30 protein-coding genes are annotated in these 25,331 nt (G+C 71.4%); 13 read left to right on the top strand and 17 right to left on the bottom strand.

All coding sequences use genetic code 11. The features are described 5' to 3' along the window. Positions 1–30: 30 nt before the first annotated feature. Both BJ979_RS12775 and BJ979_RS12780 read left to right on the top strand, forming a co-directional pair. Positions 31–528, top strand: a complete 498-nt coding sequence (locus tag BJ979_RS12775; protein WP_179568398.1) for a hypothetical protein — start codon at positions 31–33, stop codon at positions 526–528. An 8-nt stretch (positions 529–536) separates the two neighbouring features. After that, a complete protein-coding gene (locus tag BJ979_RS12780; protein ID WP_179568400.1) occupies positions 537–812 on the top strand; it encodes an antibiotic biosynthesis monooxygenase in 276 nt (91 codons plus the stop codon). Positions 813–923: 111 nt separating this feature from the next. Here the strand turns inward: BJ979_RS12780 and BJ979_RS12785 are convergent, their stop codons facing one another. Beyond that, on the bottom strand, positions 924–1,955 hold the full coding sequence (locus tag BJ979_RS12785) for an SDR family oxidoreductase (RefSeq protein WP_179568402.1): 1,032 nt from the start codon (positions 1,953–1,955) through the stop codon (positions 924–926). 86 nt (positions 1,956–2,041) lie between these two features. Between BJ979_RS12785 and BJ979_RS12790 the strand changes: the two genes are divergently transcribed. After that, entirely contained in the window at positions 2,042–2,638 is a 597-nt protein-coding gene (locus BJ979_RS12790; protein ID WP_179568404.1) for a TetR/AcrR family transcriptional regulator, read from the top strand. A gap of 29 nt (positions 2,639–2,667) precedes the next feature. Here the strand turns inward: BJ979_RS12790 and BJ979_RS12795 are convergent, their stop codons facing one another. Then, positions 2,668–3,771, bottom strand: coding sequence for a hypothetical protein (locus BJ979_RS12795; protein ID WP_179568406.1), 1,104 nt, complete (start codon positions 3,769–3,771; stop codon positions 2,668–2,670). A gap of 90 nt (positions 3,772–3,861) precedes the next feature. On the opposite strand from BJ979_RS12795, the gene corA reads away from it, so the two are divergent. Together corA and BJ979_RS12805 are read left to right on the top strand one after the other, a co-directional pair. Next, positions 3,862–4,824 (top strand): magnesium/cobalt transporter CorA, encoded by a 963-nt coding sequence (gene corA / locus BJ979_RS12800; RefSeq protein ID WP_179568408.1) that lies wholly within the window; start codon positions 3,862–3,864, stop codon positions 4,822–4,824. Between the two features lie 11 nt (positions 4,825–4,835). Continuing rightward, a complete protein-coding gene (locus BJ979_RS12805; RefSeq protein WP_343046697.1) occupies positions 4,836–5,429 on the top strand; it encodes a class I SAM-dependent methyltransferase in 594 nt (197 codons plus the stop codon). Positions 5,430–5,470: 41 nt separating this feature from the next. Here the strand turns inward: BJ979_RS12805 and BJ979_RS12810 are convergent, their stop codons facing one another. After that, positions 5,471–5,968 carry a hypothetical protein gene (locus BJ979_RS12810; RefSeq protein WP_179568412.1) on the bottom strand — a complete coding sequence of 166 codons (498 nt, stop codon included), beginning with the start codon at positions 5,966–5,968 and terminating at the stop codon, positions 5,471–5,473. A 242-nt stretch (positions 5,969–6,210) separates the two neighbouring features. Between BJ979_RS12810 and BJ979_RS12815 the strand changes: the two genes are divergently transcribed. Both BJ979_RS12815 and BJ979_RS12820 read left to right on the top strand, forming a co-directional pair. Next, on the top strand, positions 6,211–6,558 hold the full coding sequence (locus BJ979_RS12815) for a hypothetical protein (RefSeq protein ID WP_179568414.1): 348 nt from the start codon (positions 6,211–6,213) through the stop codon (positions 6,556–6,558). 111 nt (positions 6,559–6,669) lie between these two features. Next, positions 6,670–7,221, top strand: coding sequence for a dihydrofolate reductase family protein (locus BJ979_RS12820; RefSeq protein WP_179568416.1), 552 nt, complete (start codon positions 6,670–6,672; stop codon positions 7,219–7,221). A gap of 63 nt (positions 7,222–7,284) precedes the next feature. Here the strand turns inward: BJ979_RS12820 and BJ979_RS12825 are convergent, their stop codons facing one another. The 4 genes from BJ979_RS12825 to BJ979_RS12840 are packed head-to-tail and all read right to left on the bottom strand — an operon-like array spanning position 7,285 to position 9,814. Continuing rightward, positions 7,285–8,088 carry an ABC transporter ATP-binding protein gene (locus BJ979_RS12825; protein WP_179568418.1) on the bottom strand — a complete coding sequence of 268 codons (804 nt, stop codon included), beginning with the start codon at positions 8,086–8,088 and terminating at the stop codon, positions 7,285–7,287. Next, positions 8,085–8,579, bottom strand: a complete 495-nt coding sequence (locus BJ979_RS17680; RefSeq protein ID WP_179568420.1) for a heme-degrading domain-containing protein — start codon at positions 8,577–8,579, stop codon at positions 8,085–8,087. Before BJ979_RS17680 ends, BJ979_RS12825 begins: the two co-directional genes overlap by 4 nt. Before the next feature lies 1 nt (position 8,580). Beyond that, positions 8,581–9,048 carry an NUDIX hydrolase gene (locus tag BJ979_RS12835; protein ID WP_179568422.1) on the bottom strand — a complete coding sequence of 156 codons (468 nt, stop codon included), beginning with the start codon at positions 9,046–9,048 and terminating at the stop codon, positions 8,581–8,583. A gap of 4 nt (positions 9,049–9,052) precedes the next feature. Further along, entirely contained in the window at positions 9,053–9,814 is a 762-nt protein-coding gene (locus tag BJ979_RS12840) for an SDR family oxidoreductase (protein ID WP_179568424.1), read from the bottom strand. A 110-nt stretch (positions 9,815–9,924) separates the two neighbouring features. On the opposite strand from BJ979_RS12840, the gene BJ979_RS12845 reads away from it, so the two are divergent. The 4 genes from BJ979_RS12845 to BJ979_RS12860 all read left to right on the top strand — a co-directional run bounded on the left by BJ979_RS12845 (position 9,925) and on the right by BJ979_RS12860 (position 12,819). After that, entirely contained in the window at positions 9,925–10,398 is a 474-nt protein-coding gene (locus BJ979_RS12845; RefSeq protein WP_179568426.1) for an NfeD family protein, read from the top strand. A gap of 32 nt (positions 10,399–10,430) precedes the next feature. Beyond that, positions 10,431–11,558 carry an SPFH domain-containing protein gene (locus tag BJ979_RS12850; RefSeq protein WP_218853494.1) on the top strand — a complete coding sequence of 376 codons (1,128 nt, stop codon included), beginning with the start codon at positions 10,431–10,433 and terminating at the stop codon, positions 11,556–11,558. Then, on the top strand, positions 11,555–12,349 hold the full coding sequence (locus tag BJ979_RS12855) for a glycerophosphodiester phosphodiesterase family protein (RefSeq protein WP_343046698.1): 795 nt from the start codon (positions 11,555–11,557) through the stop codon (positions 12,347–12,349). The genes BJ979_RS12850 and BJ979_RS12855 overlap by 4 nt, the downstream gene beginning before the upstream one ends. A gap of 107 nt (positions 12,350–12,456) precedes the next feature. After that, on the top strand, positions 12,457–12,819 hold the full coding sequence (locus BJ979_RS12860; RefSeq protein WP_179568430.1) for an RNA polymerase-binding protein RbpA: 363 nt from the start codon (positions 12,457–12,459) through the stop codon (positions 12,817–12,819). A gap of 100 nt (positions 12,820–12,919) precedes the next feature. Here the strand turns inward: BJ979_RS12860 and lnt are convergent, their stop codons facing one another. From lnt to BJ979_RS12905, 9 genes are all read right to left on the bottom strand, one after another. Next, complete coding sequence (lnt, locus tag BJ979_RS12865) at positions 12,920–14,521, bottom strand: apolipoprotein N-acyltransferase (protein WP_343046699.1); 1,602 nt, start codon at positions 14,519–14,521, stop codon at positions 12,920–12,922. Next, complete coding sequence (locus BJ979_RS12870; RefSeq protein ID WP_179568432.1) at positions 14,518–16,965, bottom strand: DEAD/DEAH box helicase; 2,448 nt, start codon at positions 16,963–16,965, stop codon at positions 14,518–14,520. Before BJ979_RS12870 ends, lnt begins: the two co-directional genes overlap by 4 nt. Then, positions 16,962–17,732: a twin-arginine translocase subunit TatC gene (gene tatC / locus BJ979_RS12875; RefSeq protein WP_179568434.1), complete on the bottom strand. Its 771-nt coding sequence runs from the start codon at positions 17,730–17,732 to the stop codon at positions 16,962–16,964. Before tatC ends, BJ979_RS12870 begins: the two co-directional genes overlap by 4 nt. A gap of 53 nt (positions 17,733–17,785) precedes the next feature. After that, positions 17,786–18,043 (bottom strand): twin-arginine translocase TatA/TatE family subunit, encoded by a 258-nt coding sequence (gene tatA / locus BJ979_RS12880; RefSeq protein ID WP_179568436.1) that lies wholly within the window; start codon positions 18,041–18,043, stop codon positions 17,786–17,788. A gap of 75 nt (positions 18,044–18,118) precedes the next feature. Then, positions 18,119–19,120, bottom strand: coding sequence for a helix-turn-helix transcriptional regulator (locus BJ979_RS12885; RefSeq protein ID WP_179568438.1), 1,002 nt, complete (start codon positions 19,118–19,120; stop codon positions 18,119–18,121). Continuing rightward, entirely contained in the window at positions 19,107–20,138 is a 1,032-nt protein-coding gene (locus BJ979_RS12890; RefSeq protein ID WP_179568440.1) for a helix-turn-helix transcriptional regulator, read from the bottom strand. Before BJ979_RS12890 ends, BJ979_RS12885 begins: the two co-directional genes overlap by 14 nt. A 69-nt stretch (positions 20,139–20,207) precedes the next feature. After that, complete coding sequence (locus BJ979_RS12895; protein ID WP_179568442.1) at positions 20,208–21,137, bottom strand: hypothetical protein; 930 nt, start codon at positions 21,135–21,137, stop codon at positions 20,208–20,210. Positions 21,138–21,168: 31 nt separating this feature from the next. Further along, positions 21,169–22,221 carry a tRNA (adenine-N1)-methyltransferase gene (locus tag BJ979_RS12900; protein WP_179568444.1) on the bottom strand — a complete coding sequence of 351 codons (1,053 nt, stop codon included), beginning with the start codon at positions 22,219–22,221 and terminating at the stop codon, positions 21,169–21,171. After that, on the bottom strand, positions 22,218–22,892 hold the full coding sequence (locus tag BJ979_RS12905; RefSeq protein WP_179568446.1) for an HAD family hydrolase: 675 nt from the start codon (positions 22,890–22,892) through the stop codon (positions 22,218–22,220). Before BJ979_RS12905 ends, BJ979_RS12900 begins: the two co-directional genes overlap by 4 nt. 68 nt (positions 22,893–22,960) lie before the next feature. Between BJ979_RS12905 and BJ979_RS12910 the strand changes: the two genes are divergently transcribed. Further along, positions 22,961–23,824, top strand: coding sequence for a proteasome assembly chaperone family protein (locus BJ979_RS12910; RefSeq protein ID WP_179568448.1), 864 nt, complete (start codon positions 22,961–22,963; stop codon positions 23,822–23,824). A gap of 171 nt (positions 23,825–23,995) precedes the next feature. After that, positions 23,996–24,529: a VanZ family protein gene (locus tag BJ979_RS12915; protein WP_179568450.1), complete on the top strand. Its 534-nt coding sequence runs from the start codon at positions 23,996–23,998 to the stop codon at positions 24,527–24,529. On the opposite strand, the gene BJ979_RS12920 is transcribed toward BJ979_RS12915, so the two are convergent. Next, positions 24,463–25,317 (bottom strand): undecaprenyl-diphosphate phosphatase, encoded by an 855-nt coding sequence (locus BJ979_RS12920; protein ID WP_179568452.1) that lies wholly within the window; start codon positions 25,315–25,317, stop codon positions 24,463–24,465. The two genes, BJ979_RS12915 and BJ979_RS12920, sit on opposite strands and share 67 nt — an antisense overlap. Between the last annotated feature and the right edge of the window lie 14 nt (positions 25,318–25,331).

Genomic DNA, 25,331 nt, shown 5'->3' on the forward strand with positions numbered 1-25,331 from the left:
GCGACGCGACCGACCTGACACGATGGAAGCATGCGTCGCCCGCTCCGCCTTGTGATCGTCGCCGCCACCGCCACCGCCGCGGCCGTGATGACCGGATGCGTCGCCGTCGACCCCGCACCGCATCCGGACCGGTCGTCGTCGGCGACGTCGAAACCGAGCCCGAGCGCGGCGATCGCGGGCGGCGGCGGGATCGAGTACGCCGGGGGAGCCGGCGGCACGATCGCCTGGACCACGGCGGTCTGTACGGTCGCGAACGGCCGGCTCGGCGCGATGACGACGCCGGATCCCCGGCAGAGCTCCGACGCCCCGACCCTGACCTACGCCGTGACCGACGGCGCCGGAGCCCACCTGACCCTGCCCGACGGCCGGGTCTTCTCCCGCACCGGAACTCTCGACGGCGTCGTCGCCGGCGAGCATCGCGGGGTGTGGTCGATCTCCTTCGCGACGACCGCGCTCGACGACCCGGAGGGCGGCGACGCGGTCACGGTCTCCGGCGAGATCACCTGCTCGCGCCTCGAGCAGGGCTGAGCGGCCCCGTGGGCGTGCATCTGACCGGGCTGCTGATCTGCCGCGACGACATCGAGGCGGCGACCGTCGAACGGGAGCTGCCCGAGCACATCCGCCGCACTCGCGACGAGGTCGGCTGCCGGAGCTTCGACGTCACACGTCGATCGGGAACACTCGTCTGGGATGTCGCGGAGAGCTTCGTCGACGAGGCGGCGTTCGCGGCGCACCAGCGGCGCGTCGCGTCGAGCGACTGGGGCTCGGTCACCGCGGGGATCGAGCGCCGCTACGAGGTCCGACGCGACTGACGCGAGGGCCTATCGGGCGCCGCGCTTCTGGCGATCTCCACCGGAATGATGTCACGGCAACCCTCTCCTCGGTCCACCCACGGCCTCTCCTCGGTCCACCCACGGATCAGGTCAGGCGCGGTCGAGGCCGTGCGCGATCAGGCTCTCGGCGGTCTCGGCGATGCTGTCCTCGATCGGTCGCGGGCGCCACCCCAGCAGCCGCTCGGCCTTCGCGCCCGTGGCCGGGAAATCTCGGCCCAGTTGCGGACGCAGGGCCCGGAGGGCGGGGTTGCGCACGCCGAGAAGCCGTGCTGCGAACACCGGCAGCTCGCGGGTCGGCACCTTCGCAGCGCGGTCACCCAGGCGCGCGCGCAGGATGCGGGCGACGTCGACGATGCGCAGGCTGCGACCCGAGATCGCGATGAAACGCTCGCCGGCGGCCGCCGGATCGGTCATCGCGCGCAGGTGCAGGTCGGCGACGTCGCGCACATCCACCCAGCCGGTGCCGAACGGCGGGCAGACGGGCAGGGCACCGGTGAGCATGCCGCGGATGGTGCGCAGCGACGGCGGGTCGTCGGTCCCGAGCAGCGGGCCGATCACGGCCGTCGGGTTCACGGCGGCGAGCTCGAGCGCGCCGCCCTCCTGCTCGACGAAGGCCCAGGCCGCCCGCTCGGCGAGCGTCTTCGACCGCTGATACGGGGCGACGTCGGGGTTGTCGACGACGGTCCAGTCGTTCTCGGTGAAGGGCTCGGTGCGCTTCGGGTGGCCGTAGACGATCGCCCCGGAGGCGCTCGTCAGCACGACGCGCTTCACGCCGGCATCACGCGAGGCCCGCAGCACGCGCCGCACGCCGTCGCGGGCGGCGGCGATCATCGCCTCCTCGCTCTCGACCGCGGTGCGGAGCGTGGGGGAGGCGACGTGCAGCACGAAGTCCACGTCGGCGACCGCGTCGGCCCAGCCGTCGTCGGAGGCGAGGTCGGCGCGCACGATCTGCAGCCGGGCGCCGTCGAAGGCCTCGGCCTTCTGCAGCAGGCCGCGCAGGGTGTCGCCCTTGGCGAGGTCGCGCACGGTCGTGCGCACGTCGTAGCCGGCGCGGAGCGCCGCGAGCACGCACCATCCGCCGATGTAGCCGGAACCGCCGGTGACCAGGATGCGCTGCGGCATGTCTCTCCCTGAGTAGTATGTGCGGAGAGTTCTCCGCTTGGCGTCGTCGACAGTAACGGAGAGTTCTCCGATTCGCAAGGAGCACCATGGACGACCGCGCATCCGACAGCTCGACGACCACGAGCGACGCACGCCGAGCAGATGCCCAGCGCAACCGCGCGCGCATCCTCGAGGTCGCCTCCGCCGCCTTCCTGCGCGACCCGGAGACCTCGCTCAACGCGATCGCCAAGTCCGCGGGGGTGGGGGCCGGAACCCTGTACCGGCATTTCCCGACCCGTGAAGACCTGCTGCTGGCCGTCTACAAGGAGGACATCGACGGGCTCGAGGCCTCGGTGCGCCGCACACTCGACGAGCAGGAGCCGCTCGATGCCTTCCGGGACTGGGCACGCCGCCTCGCCGCCTCGGTGCGGGTGAAGCACGGCTTGGGGGAGGCGCTGTCGACCCCGACCGCGCAGGCGCTCATCGACAGCACCTACGGTCCGGTCACCTCGGCGATCCGTCAGCTGCTCGACGCGGCGGCCGCACACGGCGACGCCCGCCCCGGCATCGACGCCTCCGACGTGCTGCTGCTGCTCAGCGCGCTCTGGCGCGTGCCCCGCACCGAGGCCGGGCTCGCGCAGGCCGACCGGATCCTCGAGCTGGTGTTCGACGGACTGCGGCCCGAGCCCGCGCCAGCGGACTGAGCGCTGCGCGAACGCGCGCCGATCGGCCGTCAGCGTCGCGCGGCGATCACCGCGTTCGCGACCGCCACCGGATCGTGGGCGAAGTCGACGTCGTACAGGTCGTTCCCGACGGCGAAGGCGACCGAGCAGGCCGACCCTCCGCAGTCCTGACGGATCGCCCAGTCGCCGCGGCCGAGGCCGGCGAGCTTCGCGGGAACGAAGTCCACGCCGCCGAGAGTGTCGAAACCCGGCTTGAGCTGCCCGGCCGCATCCGCCCGACCATGCCCCAGTCGGATCCGCAGGGTCTGCTGCGCGCCGTTCGCGAAGCAGTCGAGATCTCCGGCGGACCGCATCGCCGACGACTCGATATCGAGGCGCTCGGGCTGCTCGGGCTGATCCACCCAGGCGACCGGACCGCCGACGACCGCGCTCAGTTCCGAGGTGGCGACCAGGTCGTCGCACGAACGGCCCGCACCACCTGCGCCGCCTGAGCCGCCCGCCGAGGCGGACGGCGACGGGGACGCCGAGGCCGACCGAGGTGCGCCGAGCTGCGCCCCGCGCGCCGCCACGGCGTCGAGGATCGACGTGAACGCGGCGTCGAGGTCGCGGTCATCGCCCGGATCGGCGGCGGTCTCTTGCGGGTCGAACGTGCGCTCCAGGAAGACCCACACCCCGGCGATCCGCGCCGTCGCCCCGAAGCCCGGATCGCCCGAGGCGGCAGTGACCGTGTGCTCGCCGTAGGTGCGCGTCTCGGTCGACGGCCCGTCGCCGAAGAGCATCGCGGTCCAGCGGGCGTCCGGATCGGGCAGCAGCTGGGCGGTCAGCACGGGGGCGAACCCGGAATCCGGGGCTCCCCGCCAGGCGCACTGCAGTCCACCCGCCGCCGGCACCGCCGTCGCCGCGACCGCATCCGACCCGGTGCCGATCAGGGTCGCCACCGGATCGACCGCGGCCGCCGCCCCGCCGAGTGCGGCGTCGAGCTCGCCCTCGTCCGCGAGATCAGAGCAGCTGAGCGCCGCCGCCGTCGACGATGCCGGATTCGACGGCCGCGCGGAGGTCGGCGACGAACTCGGCGATCCGGTGCAGCCGGCAAGGAGAGCCGTCGCGGCGAGCGCGGCCGCGGCGAGGCAGAAGCGGGGGAGAGCACTGCTCATGTCGTCAGTCTGCGCGCGCGTCACCCGCACGTCGATGGCGCGCACGGCGTTTCGCCCGGCCGTCGACACGCCCGCCCCGAGAATCACCTCATGCACGTGATCGATCGGATCGACGACGCCCGCCTGCGCGACCTCTGCGGGCGCGGCGAGTTCTTCTGGCTCGATCTGACGGCACCGAGCGACGACGACATCCGTCACCTCGGCGAGCTGCTCGGTCTGCACCCGCTCGCGGTCGAGGACAGCATCCACTTCGGCCAGCGCCCGAAGCTCGACGTCTACGGTGACAACGCCCTGCTGGTGCTGCAGGGCGGGCGCGAGCAGAAGCCCGAAGACCAGAATGAGCAGCCGCTCGAAGAGATCCACCTCTACCTCAGCGGCGCGTGGATCGTCACCCTGCACCGCGACCGCTTCGACGACCTGGAGCGGCTGCGCGCTCAGCTCGAGCAGTCGGCCGCGGCGAAGAGCGAGCAGTACTACGTGTACAAGGTCGTCGACGCGATCGTCGACAGCTTCTTCCCGATCCTCGCCGACCTGGATGAGGAGATCGACGACCTCGAGGATGCGATCGTCGCCGGCGCGAAGCGACGCCAGCTCGAGGAGATCTTCCGGCTCAAGCGGCTGCTGCTGCGTCTGCGGAAGGCGGTCGTGCCGATGCGCGACGTGTTCGCGCGCGAGGCCGACCAGATCGTCGACCTCGCCGGCCTGGAGGCCGACAGTCGCGACTACTTCCGCGACGTCTACGACCACCTCATCCGCATCACCGACGAGCTCGACTCGTACCAGGAGATGATCACGAGCTGCACCGACCTCTACCTCTCGACGGTCGCGAACCGGCAGGGCGAGGTGTCGAAGCAGCTGACCATCGTCGCCTCGGTGTTCCTGCCACTGAGCTTCCTCACCGGCTTCTTCGGCATGAACTTCGACTGGGAGGTCGATCATGTGCTGAAGGGACCGTGGCTGTTCCTGTTCCTCGGGATCGGCTCGATGCTGGTCTCGGTCGCCGCGCTGTGGTGGTGGTTCCACCGCAAGGGCTGGACGGGGCGCGACGACTGATGAGCACGGCGGTGGCGGAGGCGTACGCCCGTCGGGCCGGCGACTACATCGGCGCGGTGGGATCGATGGATGACGTGCATCCGGCCGACATCCACCTCGTCGGCGACTGGGCGCACCGGATCGAGGGCGAGATCCTCGACGCCGGCTGCGGGCCGGGACAGTGGACCGGCTGGCTCGCGGGACGCGGTGCCGACGTGCGCGGGATCGACCAGGTGGAGCCGTTCCTGCTGCACGCGCGGCGCGCCCACCACGGAGCGCGCGTCGACCTCGGCTCGCTCGACGCCCTGCCCTACGCCGACGCGGCCTTCGGGGGAGCGCTCGCCTGGTACTCGCTCATCCATCACGACCCCTCGAGCATCGCCGTGCCGCTCGGCGAGCTCGGGCGCGTGCTCGCGCCGGGCGGCGGCCTGCTCGTCGGGTTCTTCATCGCGGACGCGACCGAGCCCTTCGATCACGCGGTGACGCGCGCCTACCGCTGGTCGGCGAGCGACCTCGCTGACATGGTCGCCGCGGCCGGCTTCGACGTCGTCGAGACGCACACCCGCACCGGAGCGGCACCGCGACCACGACCCCACGGCGCGCTGATCGCGCGACGTCGAGCCTGACGGCGCGCACGTCGGCATCCGCGAGCAGACGACTCCGCTGCTCAGCTGGCCGCCGCAGCGACCTCCACGGGCATGCTCCAGCGCCGGAAGCGGCGGAGCGACCGGATGACGATCAGCGCAAGAGCGCCGACCGCGAGCACGACGGCAGCAGGGGAGACGTCGACCGCGGACCCGGTGATCGCGAGGATGAGCGAGTTGAGCGCCGGCGGCTGAGCGTGCTGGTCGACGTGCGACAGCGCGTGGCCGATGCTCCAGGTCGCGAGCGCGAGACCTCCCACCACGCCGCTCGAGAGGGCGAGGATCGCCGCCGGCACGAGCGATCGACGGCCTGGCACCGCGGCGAGCACCGCGAGCACGACCAGCCCGGCGGCGACGGGCGCGCCGTGATTCGCGATCGCCAGCAGACCGTAGCCGTCGGGATTCGGGCCCCGGCTGGACAGCGAGCCGATCGCGAGCGCGTAGGTGGCCGCGACGGCCGCTCCGCCGAGGATGGCGAGCAGGATCAGGACACGGGCGACACGCTGAGCGATTCTCTGCATATGTCCACGCTAGGTGTCGCCGTTCGCGAGTGATGATGCCCAGTTCGGGGTCGGACGACCGCCGGCGCTCCGGTGCGGTCGAGCTCGGCGGAGCCGGGCCAGTCGACCACGGACAGCGAGGGTGACGCCTGACGACGGGGCGCCGAGCTTCATCGATATTGTCATAATGTGCATTATCGGTTTCTAGTTGACCCCAGGGATGGGGCCGCGCGACGACGCCCTGCGCACCTATCGTGCAGAGCGTGCCCGACGACTCGACACCGCTGCTGACCGCACTCGCTGGCGGCGGCATCCTCGCCATCCTGCTGAGCATCGTCCTGAGTGTCGGCGGCGCGGCGCTCGGCCTGTGGCTGGTCTACACCGTGATCTGGCGCGCCGTGCGGCGCGGTCTGCGCGAGCGCGCGATCGAGCAGCACCGCGCCGAGTACGGCGCCGCGGCCGCCCGGTACGCGCACGACGAGCAGGCCGACCGCGAGCGACGGGCGCACGACGATCGCCGACGCGCCGACGGCCTGCGCGACCAGCCCCAGCTCGAGCGCAGCCACCAGGTGCTGCGCGAGCAGAGCTACGGGAGCATCGCGGGCGGCTGACACGGCCGGCCTCGACCCCTCTCGGGATCTCGCCTGATCTGACATAACGATGCGCGCCAGCGCCCCGGGCTCGCCCGTCGGGATGTCGGTGGTCGTGCCTAACGTGAGGCCATGGCGATCTTCTTCGACACGGCGACGACGCTCGACGGCTACCTGGCCGATGACGACGACTCGCTCGCCTGGCTGTTCGCGGTGCCCGGCGGCGACTCCCCCTCCCCCGAGCTCGCTCCCGGTCCCGCGGCGGTCATGGTCGAGGGCTCGACCACCTACGAGTGGGTTCTGCGCGATCAGGATCTGCTCGCGCATCCGGAGCGCTGGGCCGCCTTCCACGGCGATACCCCGGTCTTCGTGTTCACGACGCGCGATCTGCCGGTGCCGGCCGGAGCCGACGTGCGCTTCGTGCGCGGGCCGGTGGCGGAGGCGCTGCCTCAGATCCGCGCGGCGGCGGGCGAGGGCGACATCTGGCTCGTCGGCGGCGGTGACCTCGTCGGCCAGTTCGACGACGCGGGCGCCCTTGACGAGCTGCGCCTGTCCTACGCGCCGGTCACGCTGGGCTCCGGGGCGCCCCTTCTCCCCCGCCGCATCGAGGCCGCCCGGCTCGCGCTCGACTCGGTCGCGCAGGTCGGCGCCTTCGCCCGGCTGGTCTACCGCGTCAGCCGCTGACGCGCGCTCGACAGGGTGCGCGGTCGCCGGGATCGTCCAGTGCGCTGGGGCTCGGGGTCGGGCTCAGAGCGCGACCGCGCGACGCCGACGAGCCCGCGCCGACCAGCGGCCGTCGCGGTGCTCGACGTGGATCGGATGCTCGAACGCCGCCGAGACCGCCTCGCTCGTCACGACCTCGCCGACCGGTCCTGATGCGGTGATCCGGCCATGGGCCACGAGCACCGCGTGCGTGGTGGTCTCCGGCAGCTCCTCGAGGTGGTGCGTCACCAGGATCGAGGCGAGGTCCGGGTGGGTGCGCTCGAGCGCGTCCACCGTCTCGAGCAGCTGCTCGCGCGCGGCGACATCCAGTCCGGTCGACGGCTCATCGAGCAGCAGCAGAGCCGGGTCGGAGAGCAGCGCACGGGCGATCAGCGTGCGCCCCCGCTCCCCCTGCGACAGCGTCGGCCAGCGCGACTCCGCGATGGCCGCGAGTCCCAGCTGATCGAGCACGGCATCCGCCCGCTCGATCTCGTCGGCCGAGGCCTCCCAGCGCATCGGCAGCTCGATCGTCGAGGTGATGCCGGTCAGGGCGACCTCGCGCACCGTCAGCGGCGAATCGAGCGGATGCCGCGGGTTGACGTGGCCGATCCGACGCCGCAGCGCGGCGAGCTCGACCCGGCCGAGCCGCTCCCCGAGCACCTCGACTGTGCCGGCCGAGGGGTGGGTCACCGCACCGCAGAAGCCGAGGATCGTGCTCTTGCCGGCCCCGTTCGGACCGAGCAGCGCCCAGTGCTCCCCCGCGCGCACCTCGAGGGTGACGTCGTCGAGGATCTGACGTCCGTTGCGGCGGAACCCGACCTCGCGGAGAGCGACGACCGGAGCCGTCACCGCGCGTTCTCGCCGGAGAGGAACTGCATGACCGCGTCGACCACGAGCGCGTGATCGTCGGCCTGCGCGAGACCCGACACGCCCACGGTGCCGAGCAGCGCGCCCGACTCGGTCTTGATCGGCACGCAGCCGCCCGCGATCGCGTAGCGCGTCGTGTCGAGCTCGGCGTAGCTGCGCCCCGTCACCTCGCCGCGGATCTTGAGCAGGAAGGTGCTCGCGCCGAAGCGCTGCACCGCGCGCGCCTTGCGCACCAGCCAGTCGTCGTTGTCGCTCGACGACCCCGGCATGCCCACCTGGAAGGCGGTCTGCTCGCCGATCGTGATTCGGATGGCGATGGCCAGGTTCCGCTCGGCTGCGACGCCGACGAGGATCGTACCCAGCTGCCAGGCGTCGGCGTGCGAGAAGTCGGTGAAGACGAGCTTGCGCTCCTGCTCCTCGAGCCGCTTCAGCTTGCGGCGCTGCGTCGTCGTCGGCGCATCGGTCTCGGCCATGTCAGTCCTCCGTCTCACGGCCGAGGGAGGCGATGGTGCGACGCACCAGCTCGGGGAGCTCCGCCGGCTCATAGGGTTCGTCGGTGGCGGCCAGCTCGTCGACGCTCCACCAGCGATGCTGCTCGAGGTCGACCCGCTCGTCGTCGGTCCAGTTGTCGTTCGCCGGGGCGAAGGTGCTCGTCCGCAGCGCGTAGTACTCGGCGTGGCCGCGGTCGTGATCCGCCTGGTCCCACGTCACGTCGAAGTCGAGGCTCCAGATCGGCCCGGTCAGCGCGGCGTCGCGCAGTCCGGTCTCCTCCCAGAGCTCGCGCACGGCGGCCTCGCCGTGGGTCTCGTCGCCCTCGACGCCGCCGCCCGGCGTCATCCAGCGCGCGAACCCGCTCGTGTCGGGCGCGCGCGTGAGGAAGAGCAGCACCCGGTCGCGGTCGTCGACGACCAGGATGCGCGACGTGCGGCGCAGGCGCGTCATGCGCTCAGCGGGTGAAGCCGCTGACGTCGCCGACGTAGCGCGTGTGATCCTCGGGGATCGGGTCGACGGCCGCCTGAGCGACCTCGGCCGCGAACTCGTCGACCTTGTAGAGGCGGCCGGCGTCGTCGCGGCGCGACTGGATCGCACCGGGGTTGACGCGCTCGAGCAGGGTCGCCGTGATGGTGCCTTCGATCATGTCGCCCGAGACGACGACGAACTCGACGCCCTTCTCGGTGAGACCCGGGATGCGCTCGCGCAGCGCATCCTCGCCGGCGCGCTTCGACAGGGCGACGGCCTCGTACTCGGGCATCGTCGGCGTGGTCTTGATGAAGTGCGCCTGGTGGCTCGTGACGAAGACCACACGCGATCCCTCGACGAGCACCTTCTCGGCAGCGGTCAGCACGTTGACCTGCGCGTCGCGGTTGAGCTTCATGGCGTAGTCCTCGCCGAGGCCCGACTCCATGCCGCCGGAGGCGTTGAGCACGAGCAGGTCGAGCCCGCCCCAGCGCTCCTGCACCTGCTGGAACATCGCCTCGACGCTCGCGGGGTCGGTGAGGTCGGCGCCGACCGCGAAGGCCTCTCCCCCGTCCTGCTCGATGCCCGCGACGATCTTGAGCGCGCGCGGCTCCTTGTTGCGGAAGTTGATGACGACCTTCGCGCCCGCCGCGGCGAGGAACTTGGCCGTGTCGGCGCCGATGCCGCGAGACGAGCCGGTGACGAGTGCGCGGATGCCGGTCAGTGAGCCGGGAGCGAGGGGAGTTTCCACGGGACGCGAGCCTAGCAACGCGACGCGCCGGAGGATTCCTCGCCAGGGTCGGCGGAGAGCTTTCGGTGATAGTTTCGAATCATCGTCGGACTACCCGAGGGAGGCGCCCGATGGCCGAGTTCTTGACCCAGTGGGCCTGGATCGTGTGGATCGCGCTGATCCTCCTGTTCGTGGTCATCGAGATGATGAACCTCGAGTTCACGTTCCTCATGCTGGCGGTCGGCAGCCTCAGCGGACTGGTCTCCAGCCTCTTCAACGCTCCGTGGTGGGCGCAGATCATCATCGCCGGCGTCACGGCGATCCTGCTGCTCTTCCTGGTGCGCCCCGCACTCCATCGGCGCATCCACCGCGGTGCGGATCCGGCCAAGAGCAACGTCGAGGCCCTGCTCGGGCTCACCGGCAGCGTCGTCAAGGCCTTCGACGAGGGCCGCGGCCAGGTGAAGCTCGCCAACGGCGAGACCTGGACGGCGCGCCTCGGCGCCGACACGCCCCTGCAGCCCCACGACGGCGACCGCGTCGTCGTCACCGCGATCGAAGGCTCGACCGCCGTGGTCGAGCCCGCAGAAAGGACCGCACCCCAGTGAATTCCTCCGGTGAGCTCTTCGGAGCGGCCCTCTTGGTGATCGTCGTGGTCATCGTCGTCATCTTCGTGCTGGTGACGATCTTCCGGTCGATCCGCATCGTCCCCCAGGCCTACTCGGGCGTCGTCGAGCGCCTCGGCCGCTATCACAAGACCCTCCAGCCGGGTCTGAACCTGCTGGTGCCGTTCATCGACCGGCTCCGCCCGCTGGTCGACATGCGCGAGCAGGTCGTCTCGTTCCCGCCGCAGCCGGTCATCACGGAAGACAACCTCGTCGTCTCGATCGACACGGTCGTCTACTTCCAGGTGACGGATGCGCGCGCCGCGACCTACGAGATCGCCAACTACCTGGGCGCCGTCGAGCAGCTGACGACCACCACGCTCCGCAACGTGGTGGGTGGCCTGAACCTCGAGGAGGCGCTGACCAGCCGCGACAACATCAACAGCCAGCTGCGCATCGTGCTCGACGAGGCCACCGGCAAGTGGGGCATCCGCGTCGGCCGCGTCGAGCTCAAGGCCATCGACCCGCCCGTGTCGATCCAGGACTCGATGGAGAAGCAGATGCGCGCCGAGCGTGACCGTCGCGCGCAGATCCTCACCGCCGAGGGAACGAAGCAGGCCGCGATCCTCCAGGCCGAGGGTGGTCGCCAGGCGGCGATCCTCGAGGCCGAGGGTGACGCGAAGGCCCAGGTGCTGCGCGCCCAGGGTGAGGCCGAGGCGATCCAGACGGTGTTCAACGCCATCCACGCCGGAGACCCCGACGAGAAGCTGCTCGCGTACCAGTACCTGCAGACGCTGCCGAAGCTGGCCGAGGGCGACGCGAACAAGCTCTGGATCATCCCGAGCGAGCTCACCGAGGCGCTCAAGGGCATCGGGCAGGGCTTCTTCGCCCCGCGCTCCGACCAGCCTTTCGTGCCGAACCCGGTGAAGCCGGCGTCGAAGCTCGCCGACCTCAACAGCGACTCGAACACCGATCACAGCGAGGCCGCGGCCGGCATCGAGATCCCGGATGTCAGCGTGGCCGACGCCCCGCCGCCGTTCCCGAGCTCGGTGGATGAGCCGCCGGCCTCGCCGAGCACCCCGCCGACGGCGCCCCCCGCACCGCCCGCGGGACCGACGCCGCCCACGGCGCCGCCGGCCGGACCCACCGGCCCGGTCGCGTGAGCCGGGGCGCTCGAATCGGGTCGAGCGCCTACCTGCAGCCCGCTCCCCCGCGCGTGATCGCGCATCGCGGGCTGGCGCTCGAGGCGCCGGAGAACACGTTGCTGGCGTTTCTCCACGCGCTCAACATCGGCGTCACCCATCTCGAGACGGATGTGCACGGCAGTCGCGACGCGGTCGCCGTCGTGAGTCACGACCCTGACCTGAGCCGGGTCGCCGGGCGACCCGGCCAGGTCTCCGAGCTGACGATGGCCGAACTGCGTCGCGTTCCTCTCGGACAGGATCAGGGCTACTGCTCGCTCGAGGAGCTGCTCGACGGCTTCCCCGACGCCCGCGTCAACATCGACATCAAGAGCGCCGACGCGATCGGCCCGGCGATCTCGGCGATCCGTCGCACCCGGGCCGAGAACCGGGTGCTGATCGGCTCGTTCAGCGGATCCCGGCGCACCGCGGTCGTGCGCGCGCTGCCGGGCGTCGCGACCTCGGTGTCCTCGTTCGGCGCCCTGGTCGCGGTCGCCGCCGCCACCGCCGGTCTGACGCCGCTCGTGCGTCGCGCCCTGCACGGCGTGGATGCGACGCAGCTGCCGGTGCGCGTGCTCGGCATGCGCGTGGACGCTCCCCGCGCGATCCGCGCGATCCACGCCGCCGGGGCCGAGGCGCACTTCTGGACGATCAACGATCCGGAGCAGATGAGGACGCTGCTCGACGCCGGCGCCGACGGCATCGTGACCGACCGGGCCGACCTCGCGATGGCCGTTCTGAGAGGCCGGACAGGCACCCCCGATCGTCTGTGAATGATCTGGAAAGGGCCGTTCCCGGGCATCCCCGGAGGACCCTTTCCGTTAGACAGTGGTGTCACAGCGACTGGTTGTGGCACGCAGCGCACAGAGGAGGCCACACGATGGCAGATCGAAGCCTGCGCGGTATGCGACTCGGATCCCAGAGCCTGCAGAGCGAAGAGGGTATCGAGTTCTCACCGCGCAAGAAGAGCGTCTATCGCACCGAGGAGGGCACGACCTTCGAGGTCATGTTCTCGGCCGACGCCGAGGTCCCCGAGTTCTGGTCGTCGCCCCGCACCGGCCAGGAGGGCCGGCTGATCGGCGATGACGGCGAGCTCGTCGAGATCGAGGAGATCGCGGTCAAGCCGGTGCGCACCCACTGGGACATGCTGCTCGAGCGCCGCACCGAGGCGGAGCTCGAAGAGCTGCTGCAGGAGCGCCTCGAGTACCTGCGGGCTCGTCGCGGCACCCGCAAGAGCGCCTGAGGGCACGCACTCCCCCGACTTGCTGGCGGCGCCGTCTTCGGACGGCGCCGCCAGTGTCATGTCCGGCGCGACAGAGTCCGAGGCGTGAGCGGCCCGCGCGTCAGAGCCCCGCGCCGCGGTCGAGCCGCGAGCGGATGCCGGCCGCCGCGAGCAGCAGCAGTCCGCCGAGCGCGAGGAACCACTCCAGCTGGAGGCCGATCGCGACGGCGGGCGTCGTCCCGGTGCGCAGCGGCACGTCATCCACGATGACTCCCGGCTCGTACGTCGGGAGCCGGTGCGTGACGGTGCCGTCGGGCAGCACGACGGCCGAGGTGCCCACCGTCGAGATGTTGACGACCGACCGTCCGAGCTCGAGTGCGCGCACCTGGGCGATCGCGAGCTGCTGGACGCTCTCGTCGGTGTCCTCGCCGAAGTCGGCGTTGTTCGTCTGCGCGAGGATCACCTGCGCGCCGTCGTCGACGCTCTGCCGCATGATCGCGTCGTCGACGATGTCGAAGCAGATCGCGAAGCCGGCGATGGCCTTGCCGACATCCATCACCGTGTCGGTCCTGCCGGGCGAGTACTCGCGCTGCACCAGATCGATCAGGTCGGGGGCGAAGGGCCGCCAGAAGGCGCGGTCGGGGATGTACTCGCCGAACGGCACCGGGTGCTTCTTGTCGTAGTGGTCGACCGCCCCGCCGTCCTTCCAGAGGAGCGAGGTGTTGAAGTACTCGTCGTCGCGGTGGGTGATCGTGCCGCCGACGATCGGGGCGTCGGCCTCCGCCGAGACCAGATCCCAGATGCGCGCGGCCCAGCCGTCGCGCAGCGGGTCGACGTCGGAGGCGCCCTCGGGCCAGACGACGACATCCACCTTCTGGTCGAAGACCGGCTCGGTGGCTTGAGCCTGACCGAGCAGGTTGTCGCCGACGTTCTCGGGCGGATCGAAGTAGCCCGCCTTGGTGTCGCCCTGAACGGCTCCGACGCGCAGCGTGCCGTCGGGCGTGGTCGGGAACGCCGGCACGACGAGCACCGCCAGCGCGACCGCGGTGACGACCGCACCCCGCAGCGCGCGGCGGCCGGCCGGATCGAGCGCGACCTCGATCGCGACCGCGACGAGCAGCACCATCAGGAAGCTGAGCGCCGAGGAGCCGAGCCAGCTGAACAGGCCCTGGAACGGCGACTCCGACTGCGAGAACGCGACGCGCCCCCACGAGAAGCCGCCATAGGGCCAGACGCTCGAGACGCCCTCGCGCAGGATCCACAGCCCCGCGACGACGGCCGGAAGCAGCGCCAGGCGACCCGCGCGCCCGGGTACGACGTGCGGGAGCCAGCGGTAGGCGAGCGCGATGAGCATCGCGCCGCCCGCCATCCAGAGCGACATGAGCGTCGCGAGCGCCGTCCAGGGCAGCACCCCGAGGAAGCGCGAGGCCCAGCCGATGTGCGGGAACCAGAACGCCGCGCCGAACACGAAGCCGACGAGGAAGGCGGCGCCGAGACGCCGACCGCGCAGGGTGACGAGAGCGAGGGCGATCGCCGGGAAGGCGAGGATCCAGATCGCCGGACCGGGGAAGGCCGCGCGCAGCAGCAGGCCGCCGGCCGCGGCGAGCAGCACGGCCCCGAGGAGCGGGATGCGGCCGCCGAGGACGAAGCCGTCGCGACGCGCTCGGACGCCGGCGACCGCCGCGAGCACGACCGCGCGTCGCGGGAGGACCTCTGCGCTCACGACACCGCCGAATCGGAGACGACGCCGCGGCGGATGCCGTCGATCGCGCGGCGCGCGGTCGGCCCGACGCGCCCCTCGGCGACGATCGAGATCTGATCGAGCAGGTCGATGACCTGTTTCATCCAGCGCACGAAGTCGCCCGCCGCGAGATCGGCGTCGCGCAGCACGCTGTCGAGGCGCGCACCGCCGGCCCAGCGGTAGGCGGCCAGCGAGAGGCCCGCGGCCGGCGCGTCCTTCGACGGCAGCCGGTGCTCGTCCTCGAGATCGCTCAGGTTCGCCCACAGCTCCTCGGTCGCGCCGAAGGCCTTGCGGAACGGCCCGCGCGGCAGCTCGACCGGCTCGCCCGACTCCCGGCGGGGCTCGTAGACGAGCGCGGTGACGAGCGCGGCGAGGGCCGGCGCATCCAGCTCGTCCCAGAGGCCGCGACGCAGGCACTCGGCGACCAGCAGGTCGCGTTCGCCGTAGATGCGGCGCAGCAGGCGGCCGTCGAGGGTGGTCTCGATCTGGTCGCCCTTGCCGCTGAGGTAGCCGAGCTCGAGCAGCACGTCGGTGACGCGGTCGAACACCTTCGCGACGGCCCCGGTGCGCCCCTCCACCTGCGAGGTGAGCTGGTCGGTCTCGCGCTTGAGGCGCCACCAGCGCTCAGCCCAGCGGGCGTGCGCCTCGCGGTCGTTGCAGGAATGGCAGGGATGCTGCCGCATCCGCCGGCGCAAGTCGGCCATGTGCCGCTGGCGGCGCTCGCGCTCGCCACGGCTGCCGCCATCGGAGCGGGCGTTCTTGCGCTCGAGGTCGCTGAGCTCGCGGCGCAGCGCCGCGTACTCGCGGAAGTCGCCGAGGTGGCAGCTCATCGCCTGCGCGTAGCCGTCCATGCTCTCGCGCTGCGCCTTGACCTTGCGGGCCAGATCGACGACCGCCCGGTCGGCCTGGAACTGGGCGAACGAGCTCTCGAGGATCTCGCGCGTGCGCACCCGGCCGAACTGCGCGACCAGGTTGACCGCCATGTTGTACGTCGGCCGGAAGCTCGAGTTGAGCGGGTAGCTGCGCCGGGAGGCGAGCGAGGCGACGGCCTGAGGGTTCAGTCCGCTCGACCACTGGATGACGGAGTGGCCCTCGACATCGATGCCGCGGCGCCCGGCGCGGCCGGTGAGCTGGGTGTACTCCCCCGGCGTGATCGGCACGCGGGCCTCGCCGTTGAACTTCTCGAGCTTCTCGAGCACGACCGTGCGCGCGGGCATGTTCACGCCGAGCGCCAGCGTCTCGGTCGCGAAGACGACCTTGACCAGCTTGCGCTGGAAGAGCTCCTCGATGACCTCCTTGAAGGCCGGCAGCAGCCCGGCGTGGTGCGCGGCGACACCGCGGGTCAGGCCCTCGAGCCACTCCCAGTAGCCGAGCACGGCGAGATCCTCGTCGCGCAGCGTGCGGCAGCGCTCCTCCGCGATCGCGCGGATCTCCTCGCGCTCCCAGGCCTCGGTGAGCCGGATGCCGCTGCGCACGACCTGGGTGACGGCGGCGTCGCATCCCACCCGGCTGAAGACGAAGAAGATGGCCGGCAGCAGGTTCTTGTCGTCGAGCATGTGCACGAAGGCGGCCCGGTCGACGCGGTCGGCGTTGCGGAAGTCGCGACGACCGGTGTCCTTGTGGTGGATGCGGCGCAGGTCGCCGCCGGCGCGCCCGCCGAGCCCGCGTCCGCCCGCCGCGGCGAGGCGCGCGAGCTCGGGGTTGACGCGGTTCGTCGCGGCCTGCCCTGAGGAGTCGAAGAGGTCGAGCAGCTTCGTGCGCACCAGGACGTGCTGGTCGAGCGGCACCGGGCGCTCCTCTGACACGATCACGTCGGTGTGCCCGCGCACCGCGCCGAGCCAGTCGCCGAACTCCTCGGCGTTCGACACCGTGGCGCTGAGCGACACCATCCGCACCTGCTTCGGCAGGTGGATGATGACCTCCTCCCACACGGCTCCGCGGAATCGGTCGGCGAGGTAGTGCACCTCGTCCATCACGACGAACGCCAGATCGGTCAGCAGCGGCGAGTCGGCGTAGAGCATGTTGCGCAGCACTTCGGTCGTCATCACGACGACGCGGGCCGAGCTGTTGATGTTGCTGTCGCCGGTCAGCAGGCCGACCTCGTCGGAGCCGTACTCGGCGACCAGCTCGGCGTACTTCTGGTTCGACAGCGCCTTCATCGGGGTCGTGTAGAAGACCTTGTCGCGCGGCTCGAACATCGCCAGGTAGACCGCGAACTCGGCGACGATCGTCTTGCCCGCGCCGGTCGGGGCGGCGACGAGCACGCTGCGCCCCTCCTCCAGCGTGCGGCAGGCCGCCAGCTGGAAGGGGTCGAGGTCGTAGGCGAGCTTCGCCCGGAACGCCTCCAGACGCAGGAATCCGCGGCGCGCCCGCGACTGGGCGTAGCGCTCGGAGGGGCTCGGGGCGCTCGATTCGGTCGTGCTCATGCGCCGGCGGGGAGGCCGGCGTCGGTGCCGGCGATCGCCGCGGCCGTCTTCCGGTCGACGGAGCGGTCGTGAAGCAGGGCCAGTCCGACGGCGCCGAAGTAGAGCGCCACCATCGGCACGGCGAGCAGGAACATCGAGAAGAGGTCGGCCGCCGGCGTCGCCGCCGCGGTGAAGAGCGTGATCGCCAGGATCGCCCAGCGCCATCCCTTGAGGATCGACTTGCCGCGCAGGATGCCGGCGAAGTTCAGCAGCACCAGGAACACCGGGAGCACGAAGGCGACGCCGGTGGCGAGCACGAGCTTGAGGATGAAGTCGAGGAAGTACTTGGCGTCGAAGAACGTCGTGCCGTTGGCCGGCACGAAGCTCGCCATCAGCTCGACGATGTGCGGCATCACGTAGAACCCGGCCGTGCACCCGGCGAGGAACAGCGGCACCGCCGAGAAGAAGAAGCCGAAGACGTAGCGCTTCTCGGTCTTGGTGAGTCCGGGCGTGAGGAAGCCGAAGATCTGCAGCAGCCAGATCGGGCTCGAGATCACGATGCCGATCGCCAGTGCGACCTGGAATCGCACATCGAAGGCGGTGGCGATGCCGGCGAAGTTGATCGAGACGGAGTTCTTCTTCGCCTCCGAGAGCACGGTGACGGGGTTCGAGAGGATCGGCCAGACCAGGTCGTAGAGGAAGAATCCCGCCACGGTACCCAGGAGGATCCCCGCGGCGCCGATCATCAGGCGGTTGCGGAGTTCGACCAGATGCTCCCCGAGGGACATCCGTCCTTCAGGGTTGCGCTGCCGCCTCCGCTTGGTGCGCGCGGCCACCCGCGTCAGGACCTGTCGGCGGGCGGAGCGCTCGTCGTCGTGGCCGACGAGGTCTCGACGGGAGCCGAAGCGGCGTTCTCAGCGGTGCCGGACTGGGCGTCTTTGCCCTTGTCCTCGTCCTTGAGCTCGCTCTTGAGGATCTTGGCCGACTGGCCGACGCTGCGGGCGAGAGCCGGGAGCTTGGTCGCGCCGAAGATCAGGACGATGACCGCGAGGACCAGCAGCAGGTGCCAGCCGGTGAATGCGTTGCCGAAAATACCCATGGTCCGATCCTCCGTGGTCGGGAAGTGTCCTTCAGTGTAACCCCGGCATCCGCGCACTCAGTGAGGTGCGGCCGATCAGTCCGCGGTGTAACGCCCCAGTGCCGCCTGTGCCCAGGCTTCGACGGCCGCGCGCGCCTCCGCCGGTGCGACGACGGTCGCGACGCCCGGCATGCCCGCGATCAAGCGCTTCAGCATGTCGAGGTGCGAGATCGGCAGCTCGAGGCGCACGAGGTCGCCGTGCACCGAACGGGGCGCGCCCTCGGGGATGTAGTCGTCGAGCAGCGGTACGGCCGCCGCCGCCACGTCGAGCGTCACGACCAGCTCGGTCGTCGCCCCCTCGAAGAGCTTCTCGGGCAGGGCGACCTCGTCGACGCGGTGCTCGATCGGCCGGTCGGTGACGATGACATCCGCCATGCGGTCGAGGCGGAAGGTGCGCACGGCCTGACGCAGGTGGCACCAGCCGCGCAGATACCAGTCGGTGTCGTTGGAGTCGATGCGCAGCGGGTCGACGCGACGGCGCTCGCGCTCGCCGCGCGAGTTGAGGTAGTCGAGCTCGAGCTGCATCCCGCGCGTGACGGCGTCGCGGATCGTCGCGAGTCGCGCATCCGTCGCCTCGCCGGCCACTCCCACCGGGGCGACCTGCCCGGAGGTGCCGCGCGAGAGCTTGCCCATGAGCGTCGCGATCGCCGCGCTGTCAGCCGTCTCGGGCAGCGAGGAGAGGTACTGGAGTCCGGCGATGAGCGCCGCGGCCTCGCGCGCGGAGAAGCGCGGAGCGTCGTCGATGGCGACGAGGTTCGTGAGCACGATCTCGCCGCGCTCCTCGAAGGCATCCCAGGCGATGTCGAAGAGGTCGCCGTGCTGGTACGACGAGGTGTCGCCCGGCACGCCGCTCACGGCGATCAGCTCGACCGACTCGCGCACGAGGTCGGCATCCACGTCGAAGTGCGCAGCGGCCTCGTCGACCGTGACGCGCTCGTGGTCCATGAGCCACGGCACGAGCGCGAGCAGGAAGGCGAGCCGGTCGCGGGCGCTGAACTTGGGGCCGGCGGGGGGCGCGTCGGCGTTACGCCGGGGCATGGACCGCTCCGATCACGGTGAGCCGGTCGCGCACGGCGGCGCGCAGGGCGGCGGGCTCGAGCACGACGACCTCGGGGCCGAACGCGGCCAGCTCGTCGGCGAGGATCGCGAGATCGACGAAGTGCAGTCGCAGACGGACGTCGGCGTCGGCGTCGGCGTCGGCGGCATCGGCGGCGAGCCGCTCGGCCCCGGCGCGGCTGCCCAGGCGTCGATCGGCGTCGCTGCCCGCGACGACCTCGAGTTCGGCGATCCCGGCCTCCCACACCTCGGCGAGCGAGGCGAGCGCTTCGGCGGCGAAGTCGCCGTCGCGGGCGGGCGCCGGCTTGCCGGTCGTGACGGCGCCGACGATCCGACGCAGCAGGAACATCTTGCGCTTGCCTGAGTCGGGCTCCTCGGCGGAGAGGTGCCAGCGCCCCTGGTACTGCACGAGCGCGAGCGGGATGACGTGGCGATCACTCGCCTCGGTCTGGCCCGGCTTCAAGTACTGGAAGCGCACGGTCAGGTGCTTCTCGAGCGCGGCGTCGATCGCCGCGAATGCCGCATCCCGCGATCGCAGCCGCGGCGCGTAGCCGAGCACGGGCTGCTGCGCCTGAGCGCCGCCGAGTCCGCGCAGCTTGAGCAGCGCACGGCGCGACTCCCCTGATAGCGCCCCCTCGCGCCACACCATCGCGGCGAGGTTGAGCATCGAGGTCTCCTCGGCCGAGAAGCGCACATCCGTCGGCAGCTCGTAGGCGCCCTTGCGGATGCGGTAGCGCAGCAGCTGGTTGTTGCCGGCGTCGCCGGGCGACTCCACCGTCTCGAGCGGCACACCGAGGTCGCGGATGTCGTCTTTGTCGCGCTCGAACTGACGCTCGAGGTTCGCGTTGTCGCCGCCCTTGTCGAAGCGCTGACGGTAGCCCTGCACCGTCGACAGGATCTCGCTCTTGCTCAGACCGCCCTCGGTGGCGAGCAGCGCCAGCACGAGGCTGAAGAGGCGCTCCTCGACGGCGACGCGCGGCGCGGGTTTCGATGCGGACACGTGATGGATCCTAGGTCGGGACACCCGGCCGTGTCCGTTGCGAGAGGTGCGGGGAAGTGCGCGCCCGGGTCAGCTGACGACGCCGAGCAGATCGATCACGATGATCTGCGGGGCGGCGTTCGCGGCGCCGGACGAATCGGCCGGCACGACCTGGATGAGCTGCGTGCCGATCTTCTTGCCCACGAGCTGCGGCGAGAAGGGGTAGGTCGAGGAGTCGTCGCCAGCGGGGACGAGCGACGGCGAGTTGTTCTCCCAGGTCGACTGACCCGCGGTCGCGGTGTCGCCCCACTGGAAGACCGAGTACTGCACGAGCACGTTCTGGCCCTTGCGCACGGCCTTGCCTCCGCCCGCCTTGACGATCGCGGTCGTCTTCTCCTTCGGGGCGGGATCGCCCGGCAGCACGATGCCGGGCTGGCCGTCGGGCGCCGTGACGATCGCGGGGAGACCCGGGGTCTGCAGCTGGTTCACGCCGTCGGCCTTGCCGGGGAAGCGCTTCACGATGTCGGTCACCAGCACGAGCGTCGCGCTGTCGTCGATGCCCTGCTGCGCGAGGGCGCCCTCGCCGAAGATCTGCTTCGCCGTGGCTGTCAGCGCGATGCGCGACCCGGCGGTCTGGCAGAGCAGCGACTTCGCGAGCGCATCCTTCTGCTTCGTCCACCAGAAGGCGTCGCCGTTGGCGTCGTAGCCGACCGCCTGCAGCTTCTGGCCCGTGCGGGCGAGCGAGATGGTCGTCTTGAACTGCACGACGTCGCCCTGGCCGACCTGGGCGCCGTCGCCGCGCACGAGCGCGCTGACCTGCGCGGTCTTCGAGCGCAGCGGGGTCGGGAAGTCGATCTTCGGCTCGGAGCCGACCTTGCCGGTCGCCGTCACGGTCGAGCTCGCCGCTCCCGAGCGGTACGGGCTGCAGGAGACGTCCTTGCCGGTCTCGGCCGGCGCGCAGGCGCTCAGCGAGGCGATCGCCAGGGCGGCGATGGCGAGAACGGGGGCGATGCGACGCACGGGTGTCCTTCCGAAGGGGCCGAGGGAGAGTCTATCGGGGCTGATCGGCGTCGCCGTGCGCCGCCGCGTCGGCGGCGGGGGCGGCATCGCGATCGTCGGAGCCGGGCTCGGCGCCGGTCTCCGACGCGAGCTTCTGCGCATCCCGCACGACGCGGCGCAGCCGCTTGTCGCTCGTCGAGCGCTGGCCGAGCGAGCCGGGGGTCCACAGCTCGACGTCCTCGTCGCTGAACTCGCTCTTCGACGCGCGGCGCTTGAGCTGCGGCAGCTCCGCGCCCGGCGCCAGCCGGCGCGCGGTCACGAGGAAGCCGGTGTGGCCGACCATGCGGTGATCGGGGCGCACGGCGAGGCCCTCGACATGCCAGCCGCGCACGAGCGTCTCGACGGGCTCGGGATGCGTGTACTCCCCCGTCGCGCGGATCGCCTCGACGACGCGCGAGAGCTGGGTGACCGTGGCGACGTAGCAGATGACCACGCCGCCTGGGCGCAGCGCATCCGACACGGCGGGCAGGCACTCCCAGGGCGCGAGCATGTCGAGCACGACGCGGTCGACCGTGCCCGGCTCGAAGGCGGCGGGCAGCTCCTCGGCGAGGTCGCCGACGGTGACGCTCCAGTTCGCGGGCTCCTCGCCGAGGAACGCGGCGACATTCGCCTGGGCGATCTCGGCGAACTCCTCGCGGCGCTCGAACGAGGCGAGACGCCCTTCCGGTCCGACGCCGCGCAGCAGCCACAGCGACAGGGCGCCCGAGCCGACGCCGGCCTCGACGACCGTCGACCCGGGGAAGATGTCCGCGAGACCGAGGATCTGCGCCGCGTCCTTCGGGTAGACGATCGCGGCACCGCGCGGCATCGACATCACGAAGTCGGCCAGCAGCGGCCGCAGCGCGAGGTACTCGTCGCCGTTCGACGCCGTCAGCACCGATCCGTCGGGGAGCCCGATGATCTCCTCGTGATTCAGCATCCCGCGATGCGTGTGGAAGACCTTCCCGGCCTCGAGGGTGATCGTGTTCATGCGGCCCTTGGGGCCGGTCAGCTGAACGCGGTCGCCCGGCACGAAAGGTCCGCTGCGGCGGCGCTGGGCGCTCATGCGTCACTCCGTTCGGCGTGCACGGCGAGCAGGTCGGCGAGGCCGCGACCGGCGAAGCCGTCCCACAGGGTGTAGTCGGGGCTCTCGGGCAGGGCGACGTGCAGGGGCACCGCGACGACGGTCGCCCCCGAGGCGACGGCCGAGGCCACGCCGGGGCGGGAGTCCTCGACCGCGATGGCCGTGCGCACATCCACCCCCAGCAGCTCGGCGCCGCGCAGATAGGGAGCCGGATGCGGCTTCGTGTGCTCGACCTCGTCGCCGGTGACCGTCGCGGCGAACAGCTCGGGGCCGATCGCCTCGATCACGACGTCGGCGAAGTCGCGGTACGACATCGTGACGAGCGCGGAGGGGATGCCCGCCTCCTTCAGACCGCGCAGCAGCTCGCGCGCACCCGGACGGAACGGCACCTCGGCGCGCGTCAGCTCGATCACGCGGGCCGTCATGGTCGCGACGATCTCGTCGGTCGAGAGTCCGACGCCGTGGTCCTGCAGGATCCGCGCGGCGTCGGGCAGGCCGAGGCCGACCATCTGCAGCGCGTGCTCCTGCGTCCACTCACCGCCCCAGGCGGAGACCAGCTCGGATTCGGCGGTCATCCAGTAGGGCTCGGTATCGACGAGCGTGCCGTCCATATCCCAGAGAACAGCAGAGGGCAGCGCGTCGGTCACGAGCATCGAGTCTACGGCGCGCCTATTGTTGTGCAGGACAGTCGGCCGGGTCGGTCGACGGGACGGATGACGGCATGACGGATGAGCAGGGCTTCGGCACGGGACCCGTCGTCGTCGTCGCCTTCGAGGGCTGGAACGACGCGGGAGAGGCCGCGAGCGGCGTCGCCCGGGCGCTGCGGGACCAGCTCGAGCTCGATCCGCTCACCAGCATCGACCCCGAGGACTACTTCGACTACCAGTTCAACCGGCCCAGCATCGTCACCGACGAGAACGGCGACCGCACCCTGCAGTGGCCCGAGGTGACCCTCTACGGCGACAGCGGCAGTGCGTCGCCGGTGATGCTGCTCATGGGAACCGAGCCCTCGCGCGGCTGGCGCACCTTCGCCGCCGAGATCACCGACAAGGTGCTCGCGACCGGTGCCAGCGGCGTCGTCTTCCTCGGAGCGATGCTCGCCGACGTACCGCACACGCGGCCGATCTCGGTGTTCGCATCGAGCGAGAGCCGGGAGATCCGCGAGCGCTTCGGCCTCGAGCGCTCCAGCTACGAGGGGCCTGTCGGCATCCTCAGCGTGCTGGGCGACTCGCTGGACCGCGCCGGCGTTCCGACGCTGTCGATCTGGGCCTCGGTTCCCCACTACGTGCACAACTCCCCCAGCCCCAAAGCGACCCTCGCCCTCATCGAGCGGCTCGAGGACTTCATCGACGTGCAGATCGCCCGCGGCTCGCTCGTCGAGGAGTCGGCGGCCTGGGAGGACGGCATCGACGCCCTCGCCGGCGACGACGACGACATGGCCGCCTACATCCAGCAGCTCGAGCAGGCGCGCGACACGGTCGACTCCCCCGAGGCGAGCGGCGACGCGATCGCCGAGGAGTTCGAGCGCTACCTCCGTCGCCGCGACGGCAAGGCCGGCGGCGACCCCGACCGCCCGCGCGGCTGACGGCAGGGCGGACGAGGTCCAGCGGTGAGCGCGTCGACGAAGCGGGGATCCGGGTCGAGACGCGCGCCGCATCCTGACCGGCGGGGCGCGGATCGGCGCACTCGGCGCCCGGCACACCAGCCCGGGCATCACCATGCTCATCGGCGCGCGGTGCGGCGATCGCGGATCGTCGTGATCGCCCTCGCGATCGTCTACGTCGCCGGTCTCGCCGCGGTCATCCTCTGGCCCGAGCGCGTCGACGGGCCCGGCGGGGCGCGCATCCAGTGGCTGCTCTCGCTGCTCGCCTCGGCCGGCGTCGACCGCATGAGCGCCTACGACGTGATCGAGTCGGCCGCGAACGTCGCCCTGTTCGCGCCCGGCGGGCTGCTGCTGATCGCGCTGCTGTCGTTCCGCTGGCGCTGGTGGCTCCCCGTCGTCGGCGTCGCGCTGTCGACCGCGGCCGAGCTCGCGCAGTACCTCTGGCTGCCCGAGCGGGTCGCCTCGAGCGCCGACGTCATCGCCAACGCGGTCGGATTCACGATCGGAGCGCTGGTCGGCGCGGCGATCGGGGCCGGGCTGCACCGCCGGCACCGCGGCCCCGGGCATGCCGTCGCGGCGGCGCCGCTCTCGGCAGAGGCGACGGCTGCCGCGGCCTCGGATCAGCTGGCGGCGAGCACGCCCGTGCCGAGCAGCACGAGCAGCACGACGCCGAGCGCCACGCGGTAGATCACGAACGGCAGGAACGAGCCCTTCGACACGTAGCGCAGGAAGAAGTGGATGACGGCGAAGCCGACCACACCGGCGATCACGGTCGCGACCAGCGTCTCGACCGGGCCGAAGACCTCGGGCACGCAGACGGCGCCCGGGTCGCATCCCTTGACCGACTTGTAGACCTGGTAGAGCCCGCTGCCGAAGACCGCCGGCAGGGCGAGCAGGAACGAGTAGCGCGCCGCCGCGGGACGGTCGTAGCCCATGAGGCGCCCCGCCGTGATCGTGCCGCCCGAGCGTGAGACACCGGGGATGAGCGCAGCCGCCTGAGCGAGGCCGAAGACGATGCCGTGCGGCAGGGTCAGCTGGTCGAGCGTGCGCTTGCGGCTCGCGAAGCGATCGGCGACGCCGAGCAGGATGCCGAAGACGATGAGCGAGATCGCGACGAACCAGAGCGAGCGCAGGGTCGTCTCGATGTCGTTCTGGAACAGCAGGCCGAGCACGACGATCGGGATCGTGCCGAGGATGATGAACCAGCCCATCTTCGCGTCGGGCGCGCTGCGGGGCGCCTTGCCGACGAGCGACTTCGCCCAGGTCGCGATGATGCGGGTGATGTCGCGCCAGAAGTAGATCAGCACGGCCAGCTCGGTGCCGATCTGCGTGATCGCGGTGAACGCGGCCCCGGGATCCCGTCCGCCGAGCAGGAACTCGCCGACGATGCGCAGGTGCGCGCTCGAGGAGATGGGCAGGAACTCGGTCAGACCCTGGACGAACCCGAGGATGATCGCGTTGAGGAGATCGTTCACGGGGTAGGAGTCTG

The organism is Schumannella luteola (assembly GCF_013408685.1).
GTDB classification, from domain to species: domain Bacteria; phylum Actinomycetota; class Actinomycetes; order Actinomycetales; family Microbacteriaceae; genus Schumannella; species Schumannella luteola.

Excerpts from the sequence above, each read along its gene's own strand:
- tatC (WP_179568434.1), bottom strand. The coding sequence starts at position 17,732 with ATGTCCCTCGGGGAGCATCTGGTCGAACTCCGCAACCGCCTGATGATC.
- BJ979_RS12810 (WP_179568412.1), bottom strand. The coding sequence starts at position 5,968 with ATGCAGAGAATCGCTCAGCGTGTCGCCCGTGTCCTGATCCTGCTCGCC.
- BJ979_RS17680 (WP_179568420.1), bottom strand. The coding sequence starts at position 8,579 with ATGGCCGAGACCGATGCGCCGACGACGACGCAGCGCCGCAAGCTGAAG.
- BJ979_RS12775 (WP_179568398.1), top strand. The coding sequence starts at position 31 with ATGCGTCGCCCGCTCCGCCTTGTGATCGTCGCCGCCACCGCCACCGCC.
- BJ979_RS12795 (WP_179568406.1), bottom strand. The coding sequence starts at position 3,771 with ATGAGCAGTGCTCTCCCCCGCTTCTGCCTCGCCGCGGCCGCGCTCGCC.
- tatA (WP_179568436.1), bottom strand. The coding sequence starts at position 18,043 with ATGGGTATTTTCGGCAACGCATTCACCGGCTGGCACCTGCTGCTGGTC.
- corA (WP_179568408.1), top strand. The coding sequence starts at position 3,862 with ATGCACGTGATCGATCGGATCGACGACGCCCGCCTGCGCGACCTCTGC.
- BJ979_RS12905 (WP_179568446.1), bottom strand. The coding sequence starts at position 22,892 with ATGCTCGTGACCGACGCGCTGCCCTCTGCTGTTCTCTGGGATATGGAC.
- BJ979_RS12910 (WP_179568448.1), top strand. The coding sequence starts at position 22,961 with ATGACGGATGAGCAGGGCTTCGGCACGGGACCCGTCGTCGTCGTCGCC.
- BJ979_RS12870 (WP_179568432.1), bottom strand. The coding sequence starts at position 16,965 with ATGAGCACGACCGAATCGAGCGCCCCGAGCCCCTCCGAGCGCTACGCC.
- BJ979_RS12790 (WP_179568404.1), top strand. The coding sequence starts at position 2,042 with ATGGACGACCGCGCATCCGACAGCTCGACGACCACGAGCGACGCACGC.
- BJ979_RS12820 (WP_179568416.1), top strand. The coding sequence starts at position 6,670 with ATGGCGATCTTCTTCGACACGGCGACGACGCTCGACGGCTACCTGGCC.
- BJ979_RS12845 (WP_179568426.1), top strand. The coding sequence starts at position 9,925 with ATGGCCGAGTTCTTGACCCAGTGGGCCTGGATCGTGTGGATCGCGCTG.
- BJ979_RS12835 (WP_179568422.1), bottom strand. The coding sequence starts at position 9,048 with ATGACGCGCCTGCGCCGCACGTCGCGCATCCTGGTCGTCGACGACCGC.
- BJ979_RS12860 (WP_179568430.1), top strand. The coding sequence starts at position 12,457 with ATGGCAGATCGAAGCCTGCGCGGTATGCGACTCGGATCCCAGAGCCTG.
- BJ979_RS12785 (WP_179568402.1), bottom strand. The coding sequence starts at position 1,955 with ATGCCGCAGCGCATCCTGGTCACCGGCGGTTCCGGCTACATCGGCGGA.
- BJ979_RS12900 (WP_179568444.1), bottom strand. The coding sequence starts at position 22,221 with ATGAGCGCCCAGCGCCGCCGCAGCGGACCTTTCGTGCCGGGCGACCGC.
- BJ979_RS12885 (WP_179568438.1), bottom strand. The coding sequence starts at position 19,120 with ATGCCCCGGCGTAACGCCGACGCGCCCCCCGCCGGCCCCAAGTTCAGC.